The sequence below is a fragment of the Microbispora bryophytorum genome (assembly GCF_043197435.1).
GTDB classification, from domain to species: domain Bacteria; phylum Actinomycetota; class Actinomycetes; order Streptosporangiales; family Streptosporangiaceae; genus Microbispora; species Microbispora bryophytorum.
This window is the reverse complement of sequence record NZ_JBICTF010000007.1, coordinates 43,978-60,730: the sequence shown is the minus strand read 5'-3', so window position 1 is coordinate 60,730 and position 16,753 is coordinate 43,978. Positions and strand designations below refer to the sequence as shown.

At 71.8% G+C, this 16,753-nt stretch carries 19 protein-coding genes; 11 read left to right on the top strand and 8 right to left on the bottom strand.

From position 1 onward, the window contains the following. Nucleotides 1–183: 183 nt before the first annotated feature. Nucleotides 184–1,644, top strand: coding sequence for a hypothetical protein (locus tag ACGFIB_RS24480; RefSeq protein ID WP_393375167.1), 1,461 nt, complete (start codon nt 184–186; stop codon nt 1,642–1,644). Between the two features lie 893 nt (nt 1,645–2,537). On the opposite strand, the gene ACGFIB_RS24475 is transcribed toward ACGFIB_RS24480, so the two are convergent. The 4 genes from ACGFIB_RS24475 to lpdA form a co-directional block, all read right to left on the bottom strand. Beyond that, entirely contained in the window at nt 2,538–3,383 is an 846-nt protein-coding gene (locus ACGFIB_RS24475; protein ID WP_393375165.1) for an HD domain-containing protein, read from the bottom strand. A 157-nt stretch (nt 3,384–3,540) separates the two neighbouring features. After that, nucleotides 3,541–4,116, bottom strand: a complete 576-nt coding sequence (locus ACGFIB_RS24470) for a Rossmann-fold NAD(P)-binding domain-containing protein (protein WP_393375163.1) — start codon at nt 4,114–4,116, stop codon at nt 3,541–3,543. Then, a complete protein-coding gene (locus ACGFIB_RS24465; RefSeq protein ID WP_393375161.1) occupies nt 4,074–4,601 on the bottom strand; it encodes an FAD-dependent monooxygenase in 528 nt (175 codons plus the stop codon). The genes ACGFIB_RS24470 and ACGFIB_RS24465 overlap by 43 nt, the downstream gene beginning before the upstream one ends. Before the next feature lie 115 nt (nt 4,602–4,716). Beyond that, the gene (lpdA, locus tag ACGFIB_RS24460; protein WP_393375159.1) at nt 4,717–6,117 is read right to left on the bottom strand and encodes a dihydrolipoyl dehydrogenase; all 1,401 of its coding nucleotides are present in this window, start codon (nt 6,115–6,117) and stop codon (nt 4,717–4,719) included. A 113-nt stretch (nt 6,118–6,230) separates the two neighbouring features. Between lpdA and ACGFIB_RS24455 the strand changes: the two genes are divergently transcribed. Beyond that, nucleotides 6,231–6,629 carry an SRPBCC family protein gene (locus ACGFIB_RS24455; RefSeq protein ID WP_142574595.1) on the top strand — a complete coding sequence of 133 codons (399 nt, stop codon included), beginning with the start codon at nt 6,231–6,233 and terminating at the stop codon, nt 6,627–6,629. A gap of 37 nt (nt 6,630–6,666) precedes the next feature. Here the strand turns inward: ACGFIB_RS24455 and ACGFIB_RS24450 are convergent, their stop codons facing one another. Then, nucleotides 6,667–6,888, bottom strand: coding sequence for a hypothetical protein (locus ACGFIB_RS24450; protein ID WP_393375157.1), 222 nt, complete (start codon nt 6,886–6,888; stop codon nt 6,667–6,669). 4 nt (nt 6,889–6,892) lie between these two features. After that, a complete protein-coding gene (locus ACGFIB_RS24445) occupies nt 6,893–7,816 on the bottom strand; it encodes a TIGR03620 family F420-dependent LLM class oxidoreductase (protein WP_357248745.1) in 924 nt (307 codons plus the stop codon). 400 nt (nt 7,817–8,216) lie between these two features. On the opposite strand from ACGFIB_RS24445, the gene ACGFIB_RS24440 reads away from it, so the two are divergent. The 7 genes from ACGFIB_RS24440 to ACGFIB_RS24410 all read left to right on the top strand — a co-directional run bounded on the left by ACGFIB_RS24440 (nt 8,217) and on the right by ACGFIB_RS24410 (nt 12,432). Next, a complete protein-coding gene (locus ACGFIB_RS24440) occupies nt 8,217–8,783 on the top strand; it encodes a COG4315 family predicted lipoprotein (RefSeq protein ID WP_142574598.1) in 567 nt (188 codons plus the stop codon). A 249-nt stretch (nt 8,784–9,032) separates the two neighbouring features. After that, a complete protein-coding gene (locus ACGFIB_RS24435; protein ID WP_142574599.1) occupies nt 9,033–9,506 on the top strand; it encodes a GAF domain-containing protein in 474 nt (157 codons plus the stop codon). A 66-nt stretch (nt 9,507–9,572) separates the two neighbouring features. Then, on the top strand, nt 9,573–10,301 hold the full coding sequence (locus ACGFIB_RS24430; protein WP_142574600.1) for a GAF and ANTAR domain-containing protein: 729 nt from the start codon (nt 9,573–9,575) through the stop codon (nt 10,299–10,301). Between the two features lie 13 nt (nt 10,302–10,314). Further along, nucleotides 10,315–10,638 (top strand): STAS domain-containing protein, encoded by a 324-nt coding sequence (locus tag ACGFIB_RS24425; RefSeq protein WP_357248741.1) that lies wholly within the window; start codon nt 10,315–10,317, stop codon nt 10,636–10,638. Nucleotides 10,639–10,718: 80 nt separating this feature from the next. Next, complete coding sequence (locus ACGFIB_RS24420) at nt 10,719–11,771, top strand: quinone-dependent dihydroorotate dehydrogenase (RefSeq protein WP_357248739.1); 1,053 nt, start codon at nt 10,719–10,721, stop codon at nt 11,769–11,771. 29 nt (nt 11,772–11,800) lie between these two features. Continuing rightward, nucleotides 11,801–11,998, top strand: coding sequence for a heavy-metal-associated domain-containing protein (locus ACGFIB_RS24415; RefSeq protein ID WP_142574603.1), 198 nt, complete (start codon nt 11,801–11,803; stop codon nt 11,996–11,998). Nucleotides 11,999–12,039: 41 nt separating this feature from the next. Then, a complete protein-coding gene (locus tag ACGFIB_RS24410; protein WP_357248736.1) occupies nt 12,040–12,432 on the top strand; it encodes a hypothetical protein in 393 nt (130 codons plus the stop codon). Here the strand turns inward: ACGFIB_RS24410 and ACGFIB_RS24405 are convergent. Then, nucleotides 12,398–13,258: a pentapeptide repeat-containing protein gene (locus tag ACGFIB_RS24405; RefSeq protein ID WP_393375151.1), complete on the bottom strand. Its 861-nt coding sequence runs from the start codon at nt 13,256–13,258 to the stop codon at nt 12,398–12,400. The genes ACGFIB_RS24410 and ACGFIB_RS24405 overlap by 35 nt on opposite strands. Nucleotides 13,259–13,384: 126 nt before the next feature. Between ACGFIB_RS24405 and ACGFIB_RS24400 the strand changes: the two genes are divergently transcribed. Both ACGFIB_RS24400 and ACGFIB_RS24395 read left to right on the top strand, forming a co-directional pair. Beyond that, a complete protein-coding gene (locus tag ACGFIB_RS24400; RefSeq protein WP_142622043.1) occupies nt 13,385–13,855 on the top strand; it encodes a hypothetical protein in 471 nt (156 codons plus the stop codon). A gap of 77 nt (nt 13,856–13,932) precedes the next feature. Beyond that, entirely contained in the window at nt 13,933–15,051 is a 1,119-nt protein-coding gene (locus ACGFIB_RS24395) for a DUF4037 domain-containing protein (RefSeq protein WP_393375148.1), read from the top strand. Nucleotides 15,052–15,075: 24 nt separating this feature from the next. Here ACGFIB_RS24395 and ACGFIB_RS24390 read toward each other — a convergent pair whose 3' ends face one another. Further along, entirely contained in the window at nt 15,076–16,731 is a 1,656-nt protein-coding gene (locus ACGFIB_RS24390) for a beta-N-acetylhexosaminidase (protein ID WP_393375145.1), read from the bottom strand. Between the last annotated feature and the right edge of the window lie 22 nt (nt 16,732–16,753).

Below are 16,753 nucleotides of genomic sequence, written 5' to 3'. Positions count from 1 at the left end.
AGCGTCCGCAATTGCGCGGGTGAGACAGAAGCCGATACCAACTCGGCGAGCGCCCTGACAGCGTGCGGTCCGAGTTCTATCCTTGACGGCGTCACTGACAAGATTCTCGCGATTGCGGGAGAAGAAGTGCCCAAGACCACGCGTACGCCGCTAAGGGAGAAAGCGCGAAGCGAGGGCGCGCGAGTGGACGGGCTTCGTGATCCGGATGTCGAGACCTTCGTCGGCGCGATGGGGACGCGCATGCGCGCGGACGCCGAGACGGTCGGAGTCGGCCTCCGGACCCTGGAGATCCAGGTAAGACTGCACCTGCCCCGGTTGAGCAGGCCGGCCGTCGCCGGCTGGTCTCCGGACAAGGTGTACGAGGAGATACGGCTGCAGGCCGTCGTCCGGGCGGCCCAGGTGCGCCAGTCCGCGGAGGACGCCGCCCACCAAGCCCACGCATCCGTCCTCCTCAACGTGAACAAGGCGCACCGGGATCTGAGCCTGTCGTTCGGCGACGGCTACCGCACCCGCCTGCGCTTCGCCGAGGTCAGGCCGAGCGTCGGCCATCTGGTCCAGTCGAGGCTGCACTACCTGCACAGTGAGAGGGCCGACACCGTCCTCCAGTTCGGGCTCTTCCTGCCGGGCGCGACGATGCCGATCACGTACGCCGCCTTCTCCCGATGCGACCGTCAGTACGTCATGGACGCGCTCACCGGGCACGCGCTCGATGTGAATCCCGACCGGATAATGGTCCTGACAAGAATGCACGGGCTGGCGGGAATTCCGGCGAATCTCATGAGCCTGACGATCGCCCGTGCGGTCCGGGAGATCAGGGCGGTAAACGCCGGGGACTATGTCATCACGGCATACAATCCCATGCTCGGTTTCGGCGGCACCTCGTTTCTCGCGTCGGGATTCAGGCCGATCGCCCTGTCACCCGTGGCGTACCGCTACGACGACAAAGGCCTTTTTCAGACCCGCCGGATAGCGGGGGCGTCGGTGCCGCAACTCCTGGACACGCCGGACAACGTGCTCATGGTCCTCGGGGCCACCTCGGCCGCGAAGCGGAGCGTCGCCGGGATCGAGAGCCTGATCAGGGTGCCGCGCCGCACCCACTCGGGCGGCGGCCACGTGCGGCCCGTCCCGGCCGACTTCACCTCGCCGCAGTGGACCGAGCGCCTGCTCGGCTACCGCCGCATGCTGGAGTCCTGCTGGTCGGACCGCACGGTCCATCCGCGCTATCAGGAGCCGCCGGTCGCCGCGGGCGACCCCCGGGGCCAGTGCGGGGTCACCTCCGTCTGGCTCGCCCGCAGGCTCCGCGCCGACCTGCTGCTCGAACCCGTCTACTGCTACGGGCGGCTGCGGGTGGGCCGCAACTCCGGCCGCGACGACGCCGAGGACGTGAGCCACCACTGCTGGGTCGAGATCGGCCCGGCCGACGATCCGCGGCGGTTCGTCATCGACCTGACCGGCGACCAGTCGGACGCCGTACGCGAGCCGATCATCCTGGGCGAGCACCGGGCGCTGGCGGACCGGGGGCTGCGATACGAGACCGCGGCCAGCCTGCGCCTCGACGAACTGCCGAAGGACCGGGTGTGGCCGCGCTTCCTCGCGCTCGACGACCGCCTGCGCGACCTGGAAGAGCCCCGGAGGCAGCAATGAACGCAGCCATGAGCACGGGCATGAGCACGGGTATGACCGGAGTCCGGCCCTCGGTGCTGCTGCTGTCGTCCGACAGCAGGCGGCGGTACGCGGAGGACGTCCTGAGGGCGCTGGCCCTGCCCAGAGGGGCGATCATCCAGTTCCGGTACGAGACCGACTACGTGGCGGGCGCCCTGCAACAGGCGATCGCGAACGGCTCCGCCGTCGGCAGGCGGTGCCTCGTGGCCTTCCTCGCGGACCGGGAGTCGCCCGAGACCGAGCCGTTCGTCGTGCCCGTGCGCTTCGCGACGGTGGTGGCGACCGCCTGCGTGGCCGACATGGCCGTGTTCCGGCTCAGGGTGGACGACTACGCGAACCTGGAGGACTTCCCGCTGGCCGAGGCGGACATCAGGGCCAGGGGCGGCTGGTTCGTGGACAGACTCGCGGAGGCCAACGGCGGGCGGTGGTATCCGGCCACCACCCGCTTCCCCGACCTCCACCTGCACGAGCGGCCGGGTGACGACCCCGTCGCGTGGCTCGGGGTGGCCCGCCGGCTCGCCCGGCATCCCACCTACAGGTCTTCCTACTTCGTCCGCACCGAGGAACCGCTGCTGGGCGGGGACAGGACGGGCGGGCTCGACGACGAGGGCCGGCTGCACCTGAGCGACGGCGACTCGGTGAGGATGCGGGTCAGCTTCTACTCCGACGGCTACACGCCCACCGCGAAGCGGCTCGTCTGCACGACCGACGGCACCTTCCTCAAGATCGCGTCCGACGACTCCTACGACGTGGCGTCGCGATACGACACCGTGGAGTTCTGGCTGCGGCCCGAGATGCTGGGCTTCGACGCGCTCGCGCGGGTCGGGATCACGCTGGCGGCCGACACCCGGGCGGACCCGCTGCCGGGAGGCGACTCACTGACGACGAGCGCCGGGTTTCCCGTGGTCGTGCGCCGCTCGCGGTCGCGCCTGTTCACGCGGGTGTCGGCCGGCGCGGCCGGAGCCGTCCTCGTCGCCCTGCCCGCCGTGCTCGGGCCGGGAGCCGACCTGCCCGTGAGGGTGCTGTGCGCCGTCTGCGGGGCGACCCTGCTCGCCGTCGCGAACATCGTCATCTCCCACGCCAGGTGACACCCCGCCGGAGAACAGGTGCGGGCGCCGCGCGAACTCCCGGCACAGCTCGTCGAACAACGGCAGCAGTGCCGGGCAGCTCAGGCGTATCTTCCGCCTGGCCGTGATCTCGGTGTGCTTGTACGCCGCCCAGGTCGGCCGCAGCGGGTGATGGCCGGCCAGCAGCACGTTGACGTGGGGGAGCAGCTTGTCCAGGGCGTAGACGAATCTGCTCTCCGCGTCGCGTTGCGCCTTGTAGCCGTACAGGTCCTCCACCAGCCAGGGGAACGTCCCGCCGAAGTCACGGGTGATGATCTCCCGTGCCTCCTCCTCGCGTACGGCCTTCTTCTCCCGTTCCGCCGGGTCGGCGTAGACCGAGACGTCCCCCGCGTGGACCTCCGGCAGGTCGTGGACCAGCGCGTACCTGGCGATCCTGCCCGGGTTCAGGGCCGGGTCGATCAGCGGGGCGAGGCAGACCGCGACCAGGCCCAGGGCGAAGGAGTGCTCCGCGTCGTTCTCGCGCCGGGTGACGTCCTGCGGCACCACCGAGGACCGTTCGATCGCGCAGGGCGGGAAGACCAGTTCGCGCATGAGGGTCAGCAAAGTGTCCGCGCCGACCGGGGAGCCGGTGTTTTCCGCGTCGTCCCTCGCCATCGGGCCGCCCTCGCATTTCGCCCGTACGCGGCCACGGCGTTTCGCGCACGGCCTGATTCCCAGCGTAGCCGACCATTCATCGGCGCCGTGAGAAGTGTTTCCGGTGTGAATGGCGGCGACAGCCGAATACCTGTTCGGTAATCGGCATTTCCGCATTTCAGGCCGCATAGTCCCTGAGTGTTATCGAGGTGGCCGCCTTGGTGCTCAGCTTGTCGAGCACGCGCATCAGCGGCCCGGCCGTGAGCACCCGGTAGGTCAGATTTCGCCGCCGGATCGCGCCCGGAGTCACCGGGGCGAGGAAGGAGCCCGCGTTGCCCGCGACCCGCTGGCACGCCTTGGCGAACCCTCTGATCAGTCGCTCGTACTCGGCGAACGCGACGCGGTGGTCGCCCCGGGCGGCGGCGAGCTCGCCCGCCAGCACGTACGCGGCCACGACGGCCATGCCGGCCCCCATGCCGCCGCAGGTGGCGCCGTAGCCGGCGTCGCCGAGCAGCGCGATCCGCCCGCTCGTGTAGTGGTCCATGCGGACGATGCTGATCGAGTCGAAGTAGAAGTCGGACGCGTCCGGGACGGCCTCGATCAGCCGGGGGACCTCCCAGCCCGCGCCCGCGTAGGCATCCATGACGATCCTCTTCTGCCGAGCCACGTCGCGATGGTCGAACTCCAGCCCCGGGGCGTGGAAGACGCACATCACCCCGGCGGTCGCCCCGTCCCTGGCGCCCGAGACCCCCACGCCGCGGCCGGGCTCGTTGTAGAGCACCGTGTCGCGGCCGAGCCCCAGGTGGTCGGGGGCGCTCCGCGCTCGAAGGTCACCTCCACGCCGTCCGGGGTCTCGGTCATGGACGCGATGGAGTCGCCGAAGACGTACTCCACGTCGTCCCTGGTCCGGTCGTACAGCACCCGGGCGAGGTCGCCGCGCAGGATCTCCACGTCGCCGCCGGCGAACTCCACGGGCAGTCCGACGACCTGGTCGCCGCGCGCGTCGACCACCCGCCACGGGCCGGGGTCGGTGCGCAGGCGGCGGATCTCGTCCAGGACGCCCATCCGCCGCAGCACACTCATGTGCACCGCCCCCCGGAAGTCGACCGCCTGGCCGCCCTCGCGCAGGGCGGGGGCCCGCTCGACCACGGTGGGGGCGAAGCCGTGCCGGCGCAGCCAGTAGGCGAGGGCGGGGCCGGCGATGCTCGCGCCGGAGATCAGAACCGATCGGGTCGTCATGTCGCGCTCCTGTGATCCGAGGCCGCGCTGGTGCGCGGCCATGGGAGGAGCGTCACCCCCGGCGCTGACGGGCCGCCCACCGGCGGCTGACCGGACCTTACGACCCCTGACCTGATCACATGTTGATCATGTGTCCGGCCAGGCCGTGGATCGCCTCCTTCACCGCCTCGCCCAGGGTCGGGTGGGCGTGGACGTTGCGCGCCACCTCGTGCACGGTGAGGTCCCACTGCTGGGCCAGGGTCAGCTCGGGCAGCAACTCGGTCACCTCGGGCCCGATGAGGTGGGCGCCGAGGATCTCGCCGTGCTTCGCGTCGCTGAGGACCTTGACGAACCCGTTCGGGTCGCCCAGGCCGTGCGCCTTGCCGTTGGCCGTGAAGGGGAACTTGACCACCTTCACGTCGAAGCCCTGCTCACGCGCCTGGGCCTCGGTGTAGCCGAAGCTCGCGATCTGCGGCTGGCAGTAGGTGGCCCGGGGGATCATCACGTAGTCGAGCTCCATCGTCTCCGCGTCCGCGATCGTCTCGGCGGCGATGATGCCCATCGACTCGGCGGCGTGCGCCAGCATGAGCTTCGCGGTGACGTCCCCGATGGCGAAGATGTGCGGCACGTTCGTGCGGCAGCGGCCGTCCACGGCGATCGCGCCGCGCTCGGTCAGCCGTACGCCGGTGCGCTCTAGGCCGTATCCCTCGACACGCGGCTGGAAGCCGATGGCCTGCAGCACCTTGCCGGCCTCCAGCACGGAGGTCTCGCCGTTCCTGGAGACCGTGACCCGCACCTTGTCGCCGCTGTCGTCGATCGACTCGACCCGGGTGGAGGTCAGCACCTCGATGCCGAGCCGCCGGTAGCGCCGCGCCAGCTCCGCCGAGACCTCCTGGTCCTCCAGCGGGACCATCCGGTCGAGGAACTCGACGATCGTGACCTTCACGCCGTAGTTGTGCAGGACGTACGCGAACTCGACGCCGATCGCCCCGGCGCCGGCGATGATCACGCTGTCCGGCAGCGCCTCGCTGAGGATCTGCTCCTCGTACGTCACCACGCGCTCGGACAGGGACGTCCCCGGCAGCAGGCGGGTCGTCGCCCCGGCGGCGATGATGCAGTGGTCGAACGTCACCGTGCGCACCGAGCCGTCGGCGCCGCGCACCTCCACGGAGTTCGGGCCGGTGAAGGTGCCGCGGCCGTCGTACTCCGTGATGCCGTTCTTCTTCATGAGGTAGTGGACGCCCTTGACGCGCCCGTCCGCCACCTGGCGGCTGCGGCGGAAGGCCGCGCCGTAGTCGAGCGTGATGGGGCCGTCCGCCTGGATGCCGAACGTCTTGGTCTCGTTCGTCAGGATGTGGGCGAGTTCGGCGTTGCGCAGCAGCGCCTTGGAGGGGATGCAGCCGACGTTGAGGCAGACACCGCCCCAGTAACGCTCCTCGACGACCGCTGTGCTGAGCCCGAGCTGGGCCGAACGGACCGCGGCGGTGTAGCCGCCGGGCCCGGCGCCGAGGACCACGACATCGTAATGATCGGTCATGGACGGACCCTACGCCGTCGCGCGCATCCGTCTCCGGGGAGGGGGTGCGGAGGATGGACCGGACCGCGGCGGGTAGGGGCTGCCTACGTCGTCAGAGGGAGGAGTGACGGATCATGACCGAGTTCGAACGGTCCCGCAGGATGCCCGCGCCGGCCGACCAGGTGTTCCGCCAGGCGTGCGACGTCGGCAAACTCGATCTCTGGATGCCCCGGGAGCTGCACGTACACGCGGAGGAGCCGCCCGCGGTCACCGTCCACGAGGACGAGACGGGACAGGACGAACGCGCGCTGCTGCGGGCCGAGCAGGACCAGCTGCGGATGGAGTGGGGCACGCGCGATGTGGACCGGTACGCCGGATGGCTGCAGGTCGCCGGCATCGACGACGACAGCAGCGACGTGACGGTCCACCTGTCCTTCTTCGACGAGCGGCACGCGCCCCCGGCCGAGGCGGTGGAGCAGGCGCTGAACGACAGCCTCGAACGGCTGGCCGAGCAGGTGCGTCAGGCGGCCTGACCGGCTGCCCGCGCTACTCGGCTACTTGGCTACTCGGCTACTCGGCCCGCCCGTCGGGGTCCGGGCCGGCGGATGGGGCGGTCGGCAGGGGCGGTGCGGTCGGCAGGGGCGGGGCGAACGCGGAGGCCCGTGCGCCCGCCAGGCCGAGCACCTGACGTATCCACGCCTCCAGGCCCGTCGGGTCCGGCGGGGTCAGCCGGTCCTGCCCGCCGTGCCCGCCCTGCTCTCCGCGCCCCCGCCCGGGAGCCGCCGCGGTCACGCCGTCACCGCAGAAGGGCGGGGGCCAGCAGCCGCAGGTGCTCGATCTGCGTGCCGACGGAGTCGGCCAGAGGCTGGACGCACACGTGGTCGGCCCCGGCGTCGTGGTGGGCGCGTACCCGCTCGGCGATCGTCTCCGGCTCGCCCCAGACCACGATCGCGTCGATGAGCCGGTCGCTGCCGCCGCCCGCGAGGTCGTCGTCGGAGAAGCCGAGTTCGCGCAGGTTGTTGGTGTAGTTGGGCAGGGAGAGGTACAGGGCGGCGTACTCGCGGGCGATCTCCCGTGCGCGGTCCGCGTCCGCCTCGACCACGACGGCCTGCTCGGGGGCGAGGACCGGGTCCGGTCCGAGGATCTCGCGGGCCTTCGCGGTGTGCTCGGGCGGCACGAAGTAGGTGTGGGCGCCCTGGGTGCGCCGCGCGGCGAGTTCGAGCATCCGGCGCCGGAGCGCCGCGAGCATCCGGGGCGGCGTCTGCGCCTGCGGCAGCTCGATCGACGCCTGGTCCATCGCGTCGAGATAGTCCCGCATGTAGGCGAGCGGTGCGGAGTAGTCGTGGCCGCGAGGGACGACCAGGGGCTTGTGGCTGACGCCGAGGCCGAGCACGAACCGCTGGTCCCACGCCTCGGCGAGGGTCGCGGCGCCGTTGGCGGCGGCGACGGGGTCGCGGCCGTAGGCGTTGGCGATGCCCGTGGCCACGTGCAGCCGCCTGGTGGCCGACAGCAGCAGCGCGGCGTGCGTGAACGCCTCGCGTCCGGTCGGGGTCTCACCGATCCACAGCGCCGGGTATCCGAGCTCCTCGATCTCCGCCGCGGCCTTCCTGGCCTCTGCCGCCGGGGTCGCCGCAAGAGAGGACAGCCACACTCCGGTACGGCCGAGGCCACGCCTCAGCTGGGACGGTTCCGCGGTGGGCGGTTGCGTGCGCTCGGCCATCCGGACGCTCCTTGTCTGTCACGGTCTGTCACGGTCTGTCACGCGAGATCGGGCGGTAGGGGCGGTCCGCCAGGGAGGCCGCCCCGCGGGGCCGGACGGCCGCGTCGGCGGGCGTCACAGCATCAGCATCGCATCGCACGCGCCGGTGACCTCGGCACCTCCCCGCGATCGCTTCACGTGTCGGGGCGCACCGCCGTGCCCGTACGGCTTACCCCGATTTCCCGAATTCAGCGGTTCATCCGCATCGATCGCTGATTCACCCCGAGGGCGGCGAGAGATCCATGAGGCGCAACCCACGAAACCGCAAAGGCCTGTCCTGGATCTTCCCGTCCGGGCGGCGGGGCCGCCGTCGCCGCGTGTCTCCTGGGAGCCGACTCGCTCACTTCCCAGGAGGCCGAACATGAGGAAACTGCTGTATGCCGGCGCGGTCGCGATCAGCCTGCTGGCCGCCGGATGCGGCGGTGCCGGCGACGACGCCAGCCGCGTCGCCAACGACCAGCTCAACGAGTCGCAGACGCCCGAGCCCTCCGAGTACCCCTCGGGGACGACGCCGTCCGCCACCGGATCCGCGTCGCCGACATCTCCCGTCCAGGCGTCCCCCACGGGGCCCGCGCGCATCGACGCGGCGCCCACCTCGCTCGGCAGCGTGCTGGTCGGCGTGGAGGGCCGCACGGTGTATCTGTTCACCAAGGACAAGGGCGGCGCGTCCGCCTGCACCCAGGCGTGCGCCGCCGCGTGGCCGCCCGTGCTGACCGTCGGCGCGCCCCAGGCGGGTACGGGCGTGCGCCCGAACCTGCTCGGGACGCTCCATCGGGAGGACGGCACCACGCAGGTGACCTACAACAAGCACCCGCTCTACTACTACATCAAGGACCAGAAGGCGGGCGACGTGCTCGGCCAGGACCTGAAGGACTTCGGCGCCGAGTGGTACGCCGTCACTCCCGAGGGCAAGAAGGCCAAGCGCTAGTCCGGAGCACGGCCATGCTGCGCGGCAGCCGGGCGAGCAGAGCCGACAACTGCTCGCGCTCGTCCGGCGTTCCGTTTCCGATCCGCCTTCCCCGCAGGAGGGCGGATTTCTCATGTCCTCTCCAGCTCTGCCGGCCAACCCTTCCGGCAACCCTGGGGATCACCTGGCTACCACTGCTCGGAGCCCACTAGGCTTAGGGGCACTCCGCCCTGTGTCCGCGGCCGCTTCATCATTGAAAGTGGGCTCGCGATGGCATCGGACGCGCCGTCTGTTCTCGAGAACATCCTTACCGGCATGGCCGACCTCGCCGGGGTCGACGGCGCCGCGTTGATGCTGCTCGACGGCCAGGATCGCCTCCGTGCGATCGGGGCGACCGACGACGACGGCGTACTGCTGGAGTCCGCCCAGGAGTCCGTGGGTGACGGGCCCGCCATCGAGAGCGCCGCCAGCGGCGGCCTCGTCGCGATTCCCGATCTGCACGCCGCGAGGCCCGTGGGGTTCCCGAACGTGGCCGTCCACGCCCCGCCGGTCCGGGCCGTCCTCTCCGTACCGCTCATCGAGGATCGCGAACTCATCGGCGTCCTCGACTTCTACGCCCGTGACGGGCGCGTCTGGGACCGAACGGAGGCGGAGGCCGGAGCACGCCTCGGCGAGCTGATGGTCATCGTTCTTCAGGTCCTGGCAGAGATCAGGACTGATCGGGCCCCCTCCGGGCAGTTGTGATGGCCGAATCGGCACCTCTCCCCCAGGCCACGGCGGTGCGAGGTGAGGTTCACGAGAGGATACGGAATGACCCATATCGATCCTGAGGCTCTTGTCGCCAGCCTGCGACGTCTGCAGAAGGACAGGGCGGCGACCGGGATCGTGCACCACCTTGAGCGCATCGTCCAAGTGGTCGACCGGCTTTTCGGATACTCCGGCGCCGGTCTGATGTTCGCCGAGGAGGACCGCACGCTTCGCTACCTCTTCGCCACCGACGAGCGTGGCCGCAGCCTCGAGCGCGCTCAGGCGGTGACGGGCCAGGGCCCGTGTGTGGCGGCGTACGCGGGCGACACCGCGGTGACGACGGCCGACGTGCGGGCCGACCGGCGGTGGCCGGCCCTGCGTGAGCTGCTGCACCCCGAGGTGCGCGGGGTGGCGGGAGTGCCGATCCGGCTCGGCGGCGTGCCCGTGGGCACTCTCAACGTCTACCAGGACGCGCCGCACGAGTGGCAGGAGAGCGACGCCCAGGCCCTCCACGCGTACGCCCACGTGATCGAGCAGGTCCTCGTGGCGTCGATGGAGGCGGACGAGAAGGCGGTGCTCGCCGACCAGCTCCAGTACGCCCTGGACTACCGGGTCGTGATCGAGCGGGCCATCGGTTATCTCATGGGCAAGCACGATCTGACGGCCTCGCAGGCGTTCACCGGGCTGCGCAAGCAGGCCAGGGACAGCAGACGGAAGGTGTCCGAGCTCGCGGCGGAACTACTGGGCGAGCAGGGCCAGAGGAATGTTGCGAATCCAGACCACGTCGTCTGAGGCCGGCATCCGGATGGCAGTGAACGGCGACCTCGACGTGTCGGGGGTGCCGGAGTTCCATGCCTGCCTGCGACAGGTGCTGGGGACCTACCCGCCCGGAAACGTCGAGGTCGGCCTCGCCGGGGTCGGCTTCCTCGACTGCGCGGGCGCGCGGAGCCTCCTGTGGGCCGACGCGCGCGTGCGGGAGTGGGGCGGCGGCGTGACCTTCGTCCGCCCCGCCCCGCAGGTGCTGCGGCTGCTGCGGCTGCTGGGCTTCGACTCCGCGCTGTCCATCCGTACGGCGTCGCGCGTGCCGCTGCCCCAGCCCACGGCCGAGGCCCGCCCCCGGCCCAACTGACCGGACGTACGCGCGGCGGGGCGAGAGGTGGACCGAGGTGGACCGAGGTGGGCCGTGACCGGGCGATAGTCTTTGCCGTGATGTATCGACTCGTGTTCACGCAGGTCCTGAGCCGCCTCGACGCGGAGGCCGTCCACCACCTCACGATCAGGCTGCTCCGCCTGCTCGGGATGTTCCCGTTCCTCGTGCGGCTGCTGCATCGGCTGCTCGCGCCGCGGGCGGAGTCGCTGCGCGTCCAGGCGTTCGGCGTCCACTTCGCCTCGCCGTTCGGGCTCGCCGCCGGGTTCGACAAGGACGCCGGATGCGCCGAGCCGCTGGCGGCGCTCGGATTCGGGTACGTCGAGGTCGGCACGATCACCGCGCACGCCCAGCCCGGCAACCCCCGGCCGCGGCTGTTCCGCCTGATCGAGAGCCGGGCGATCATCAACCGGATGGGCTTCAACAACGCCGGGGCGGCGGCCGCCGCCAAGCGGCTGCGCAGGGTGCGCCACATCCCGGCCGTGGTCGGCGTCAACATCGGCAAGACCAAGGTCGTGCCCGAGTCCGAGGCCGTGCGCGACTACGTGGACAGCGCCCGCAGGCTCGCGCCGCTCGCCGACTACCTCGTGGTCAACGTGAGCTCGCCCAACACTCCGGGCCTGCGCGATCTGCAGGCGGTGGACCGCCTGCGGCCGCTGCTGTCGGCGGTGAAGGAGGCGGCCGGGCGCACCCCGCTGCTCGTGAAGATCGCGCCGGACCTGGCGGACGAGGACGTGGACGCCGTGGCCGAGCTCGCCGCCGAGCTCGGGCTGGCGGGCGTCATCGCGACCAACACCACGATCAGCCGCGAGGGCGTCGCGAGCACCGAGGCGGGAGGCCTGTCCGGACAGCCGCTGAAGGCCCGCTCGCTGGAGGTGCTGCGCCGGCTGCGTCAGAAGGCCGGCGACCGGCTCACGCTCGTCTCCGTCGGCGGCGTGGAGGACGTCGACGACGTCTGGGAGCGGCTGCTGGCCGGCGCCACCCTCGTGCAGGGATACACCGGCCTGATCTACGAAGGCCCCTTCTGGCCGTCCCGGATCAACCGCCAGCTCGCCCGCCGGCTGCGGCGGCACGGCTACGGTTCGGTCCGCGAGATCGTCGGCCGCACCGCATGAATCCCCTTCTCCCGAGAATGGAGAGCGCCATGAGCGTCAAGACCTACACCGTGCAGGGCATGACCTGCGGCCACTGCGTGAGCTCGGTCAAGGAGGAGGTCGGCGAGATCGCCGGCGTCACCGGCGTCGAGGTGGACCTCGACAGCGGCCGCCTCGACGTCTCCGGCGACGTCGCGGACGACGCCGTGCGCAAGGCCGTCGAGGAGGCCGGCTACACCCTCGTCTGAACGTCGGCCGGGCCCTTGTCATGATCGATAAGGTGTCCGGCATGGGCGTTCTGGTCGACTACTTCACCGCCGATTCCGAGCAATCCGCCCGGCGTGCCCTCTCCGCCGGGCCGGGGGCGGCCGACCTGCCGTACGTCGACTGCAAGGGATGGCTCGACGAGCTCGACACGCTGGTCGCCGAGCTCAGCGAACGCGACCTCAGCGAGTTCGGCGGCACCGAGACGATCGTGGGGGACGACGAGGGACCGGCCATGGAACGCATGGCGTCCGACACCGTCGAGGCGCTCGCCGCCGTGGACGACGCGCGGCTGCGCGAGTACGCCGAGGAGGAACTGCTCGACGAGTTCGAGGTCGAGCGCGTCACGGAGCTGCGCGACCTTGCCCGCACCGCCGTACGGCTCAACCAGGGGATGTATCGCTGGTTGTGCCCCTGAGCGCCCCGAACAGCTCCTCGCGGAGGGCGGGCGGCAGCCTGCGGCCCATGTCCAGCGGGCTCACCACCGCATGGTCGTCGTTGCGCTCCACGGCCTTGCCGGCGAGGAACTCCAGGCTGAAGCGGGCCTCCTCCCGGTGCTTGTCGTCCGGCCAGGTCTCCACGAGCGGCAGCACCGCCCGCACCCGCGCGGTCACGTGGTCGAGGAGCGCGTAGCCGGGCGGCCCGGGCCAGCGCTGCGCGTGCAGGTCGATGTGCTTGAAGGCGACGTAGTCCAGCTCGGCGGCGGTGAAGTCGTTTCCGGTGAACGCGTTGCGCTCCCTGCCCAGCGCCGCCTGGTCACCCGTGGGGCGCCCCCAGAAGTTGATCTCGCGGAGCCGCCCGGAGAACACGCAGCCGACGAACTCGGCCTCCGTCGTGGCCGTCTGCCCCCTCAGCCGGGACCGGTCGAACACGCACCTCTCGAACCTGACGTTGCCGAAGAACGTGAGCGGCGCGAAGCGCGTACGCCGGAACACGCAGTCGCGGAAGACCGACTGCGGCCGCTTGTCGCCCCTCCACGTCCGCCGGTGACCGGCGCCCATCGACAGGGTGTCGAAGGCGGCGCCGGAGAAGTCGCATCCCTCGAACTCGGAGGCATGAGAGCGGAAGTCGGCGAACCGCATCCCGGAGAAGTCGACGTTCACCAGCCGTGCCCGCTCGAAGATCACGCTCGACACTCCGGGCGGCAGTTCGAACCGCTGGTCGCGCAGCTCACCGCGGCCGATCCAGTCTTGCCGCCACTCCTCCGGGCTCGGCCGCAGGCTGAACCGCTTGGACCTGCTCACGCGGCCCGCCCGCCGAGGCCTTGGCCGGGGGAGAGGCGAATCACGATCATGCGCTCCGAAAGTACGAGATCATGCATGGGCGGAGTCTCGCAGCCCGCCCCGACAAAGCTAAGCGAGCGACCCCTCATGAGCGCCATCTACGACCAGGCCGACGGCGAGCGGATCGCCGTGGCCGACAGCGGTGATTCCGTGAGCATCATCAACCGCTCCGGGAGGATCGTCGTCGCGAAGAAGGACGTGCGCAGGCTCGCCGAGCGGGTCCTCGCCGCGGCGGGCCGGATGGCCGTCGTCCTGTTCCCGCCGGCCCTGCGGAAGGACACGCTGTCGGTCTCCGGCCCGTCCGGACGGTGGAAGGTCCGCGTCTCGCCGAAGAACGGCGCACGCGTCCTCGTCGAGGTCGATCCGCAGGGTCTCGGGCCGGCCGAGGCCTACGAGCTCGCCGCCGCGGTCGCGGTGGCCGGGCGCCACATCGGCGACGCGGAACAGGCAGACCTGCGCCTGACCGCGAGGATCCGCGACGTGATCGACACCTACCAGGGCCTCGACCCGGAGAAGCTCGCGGCCGCCATCGTCGCCGAGGTCCTCGACGGAGCCTGACACCCCGCCCAGGGAAAACCGGCGACGCGGGGAAAAGCCGTTGCCTCGCGGGACGGAGCCCGCGGAGGATGTCGGCCATGGGAGACGGGCACGTGCGCGGGCTTGAGCTGTCGCGGCGGTTCTACCTGGAGGCGGTGGCGCCGCTGCTGGCGCGGCGTTTCGGCGGTCTCACGCACACGGCGGCCCTTCTCGGCCCGGGCTCGGAGGTGCTCGGGTACGACACCGAGCGGTCCACCGACCACGACTGGGGCCCACGGCTGCAGCTGTTCCTGAGCCCCGAGGACGTAGCCGCCGACGGCGAGGCCGTGGACGCGATGCTCGCGGGGAGCCTGCCGCCGTGGTTCCTCGGCTATCCCACGAACTTCGGCCCGGCCGGGGGGAACGGCACCCGGCACATGGAGCCGGCGGACGGGCCGGGCCGGCACGGGGTGGTGCGGCACGGGGTTGTGCGGCACGGGGTGGTGGTGGCCGAGCCGACCGCATGGCTCACCGGGCACCTCGGCTTCGACCCGACCGCGGGCGTCGGCCTGTCCGACTGGCTGGCGACGCCCACCCAGACGCTCGCGGAGATCACGGCGGGGGAGGTCTTCCACGACGGCCTGGGCGTGCTCCTGCCGGTCCGGCGGCGCCTCGCCTGGTATCCCGGCGACGTCTGGCGCTACGTCCTGGCCTGCCAATGGCGGCGGATATGCCAGGAGGAGGCGTTCGTGGGCCGCGCCGGCGAAGCCGGTGACGAACTGGGCTCGGCCGTCACCTGCGCCCGCCTGGTGCGGGACCTCATCCGGCTCGCCCTGCTCATGCACCGCCGCTACCCGCCGTACGGCAAGTGGCTGGGCAGCGCCTTCGCCGCTCTGCCGTGCGGCCCGGCCCTGGCGCCCGTGCTCAGGGCGGCCCTGTCGGCCACCGGCTGGCAGGAGCGCGAGCGCCACCTCGCCACCGCCTACGAGGCTCTCGCGGCGCTGCACAACGACCTCGGCCTCACCGCGCCCGTCGATCCGCGCACCCGGTCCTACCACAGCCGCCCCTTCCGGGTGCTGCACGCCGAGCGCTTCACCGAGGCGCTGCTGGAGAGCATCGCCGATCCGGAGGTGCGGCGGCTGCCCCTGACCGGCGCGGTGGACCAGTACGTCGACAGCACCGACGCGCTGTACGAGCGTTCCCGCGTGCGGCGCGTCGCCGGGGCGGTGCGGGGTTAGCGGTGCGGGGTTAGCGGTTCGGGGTCAGAGGCTGGGCCGGGTGGAGTCGGCCGAAAGGCTGAGCTCGTGCAGGTGGCGCATCACGTCGTGCACGGCGACGGCGCCCGGGCGGTGGCGACGCCACCCGGTGCCGCCCCGCTGCCAGGGCCGCGGCCCGGACAGCGGGCGGTAGTCCACGCCGAACGCGTCCAGCCGGGCGAGGTGGGCGTCGAGGCGGCGGAAGAAGTCCTCGGGGCCGGCCGGCCCGCCGGTCCACGCGATCTCGGCCGCCGCGCAGCCCCGGGGCCAGGCGCGGTAGTCGAGCGTTCGGCCGTCCGGGATGCGCTCGCTCCACAGCTGGAACTGGACGCCGGCCACCCGGGCACGCTCCTGCTCCGGCCACTCGGACGGCGCGGGCGCGAAGGCCGCCACGTCGGCCACGGTGATCGCGTCTCCGAGGCCGGCCGGTTCCTCGGGCGAGGCCGCCTCGGCGTAGTCGAAGTACATCGGGAAGACCGGCGTCGCCACCACGTCGTGTCCCGCCGCCGCGGCCCGGCGGGCGACGTGCTCGCCGCGCCAGGGCATCACGATCGTGTCCGGCCTCAGCCTGCCGCTGACGAACGCCTCGTCCCACACCACCGTACGGCTGCCGCGTTCGGCCAGCGCGTCGGCGAGCCGCCGCAGGAACCACGCGTGCAGGTCACCCGTGCTCTCCAGGCCCAGCGAGGCCTGGTACGCCGAGATCTCGGCCGACGCCGCCCAGTCGTCGAGCACGCACTCGTCGCCGCCGATGTGGAAGTAGGGCACGTCGCCCAGGGCGTCGGCGATCTCGGCGAACACGGTGGTCAGGAAGTCGACGGTCGCCGGGAGCGGGGACAGGATCGCCGGCGAGATGCCCCACCGGTCCAGCACCTCGTAGCGCTCCTGCGGCCGGGACGCCAGCGCGGGATAGGCGGCCAGCACGGCGCAGGCGTGCCCCGGCACGTCGATCTCCGGCACGACGGCGACCGCCCGGGCCCGGGCGTATGCCGCGATCTCCGTCAGGTCGGCGAGCGTGTAGTAGCCGCCGTGGGGGACGCCGTCGAAGGCGAGTTCCTCCCCCTTGCGACTGGTGATCGTCCGCGGGCGGTGCGAGCCCACCTCGTGCAGCAGCGGGAACGCCCTGCTCTCCACCCGCCAGCCCTGGTCGTCGGCCAGGTGGAGATGCAGCCGGTTCAGCTTGTGCAGCGCCATCAGGTCGATCATCCGCAGCACCTCCCGCTTCGGCAGGAAGTTGCGGGCCACGTCGACGTGCGCGCCGCGCCAGGAGAACCCGGGCGCGTCCTCCACCCGCCCGCAGGGGAGCGTCCAGGACGTCCCGGGCGCGAGGGCCGACCGGAACGCCTCGGCCGGCAGGAGCTGCCGCAGCGTCTGCCCGGCGTAGAAGGCGCCCGCCCGGTCCCCGGCCGTGATGTCCACGCCGTCGCCCGCGATCGTCATCGCGTACGCCTCCGGCCCGAGCCGGGGATCCTCCTCCACCCGCACGGCCGCCACGGCGGCGTCGCCATGACTGAGGTCGAGCCCCTTGAGGTCGAGCACGGGAAGCGCGAGCCGTACGGCGTCGGCGAGCGGGGCCGGGCCCGACACGGCGGACCCGGGGGCGATCTCGGCCGACCCCGAGCCCGTCGCGGCGTGCCTCGGTGCGGGGAGGAGATGCTTCATGTCGCCGATGATGCCAAACCCC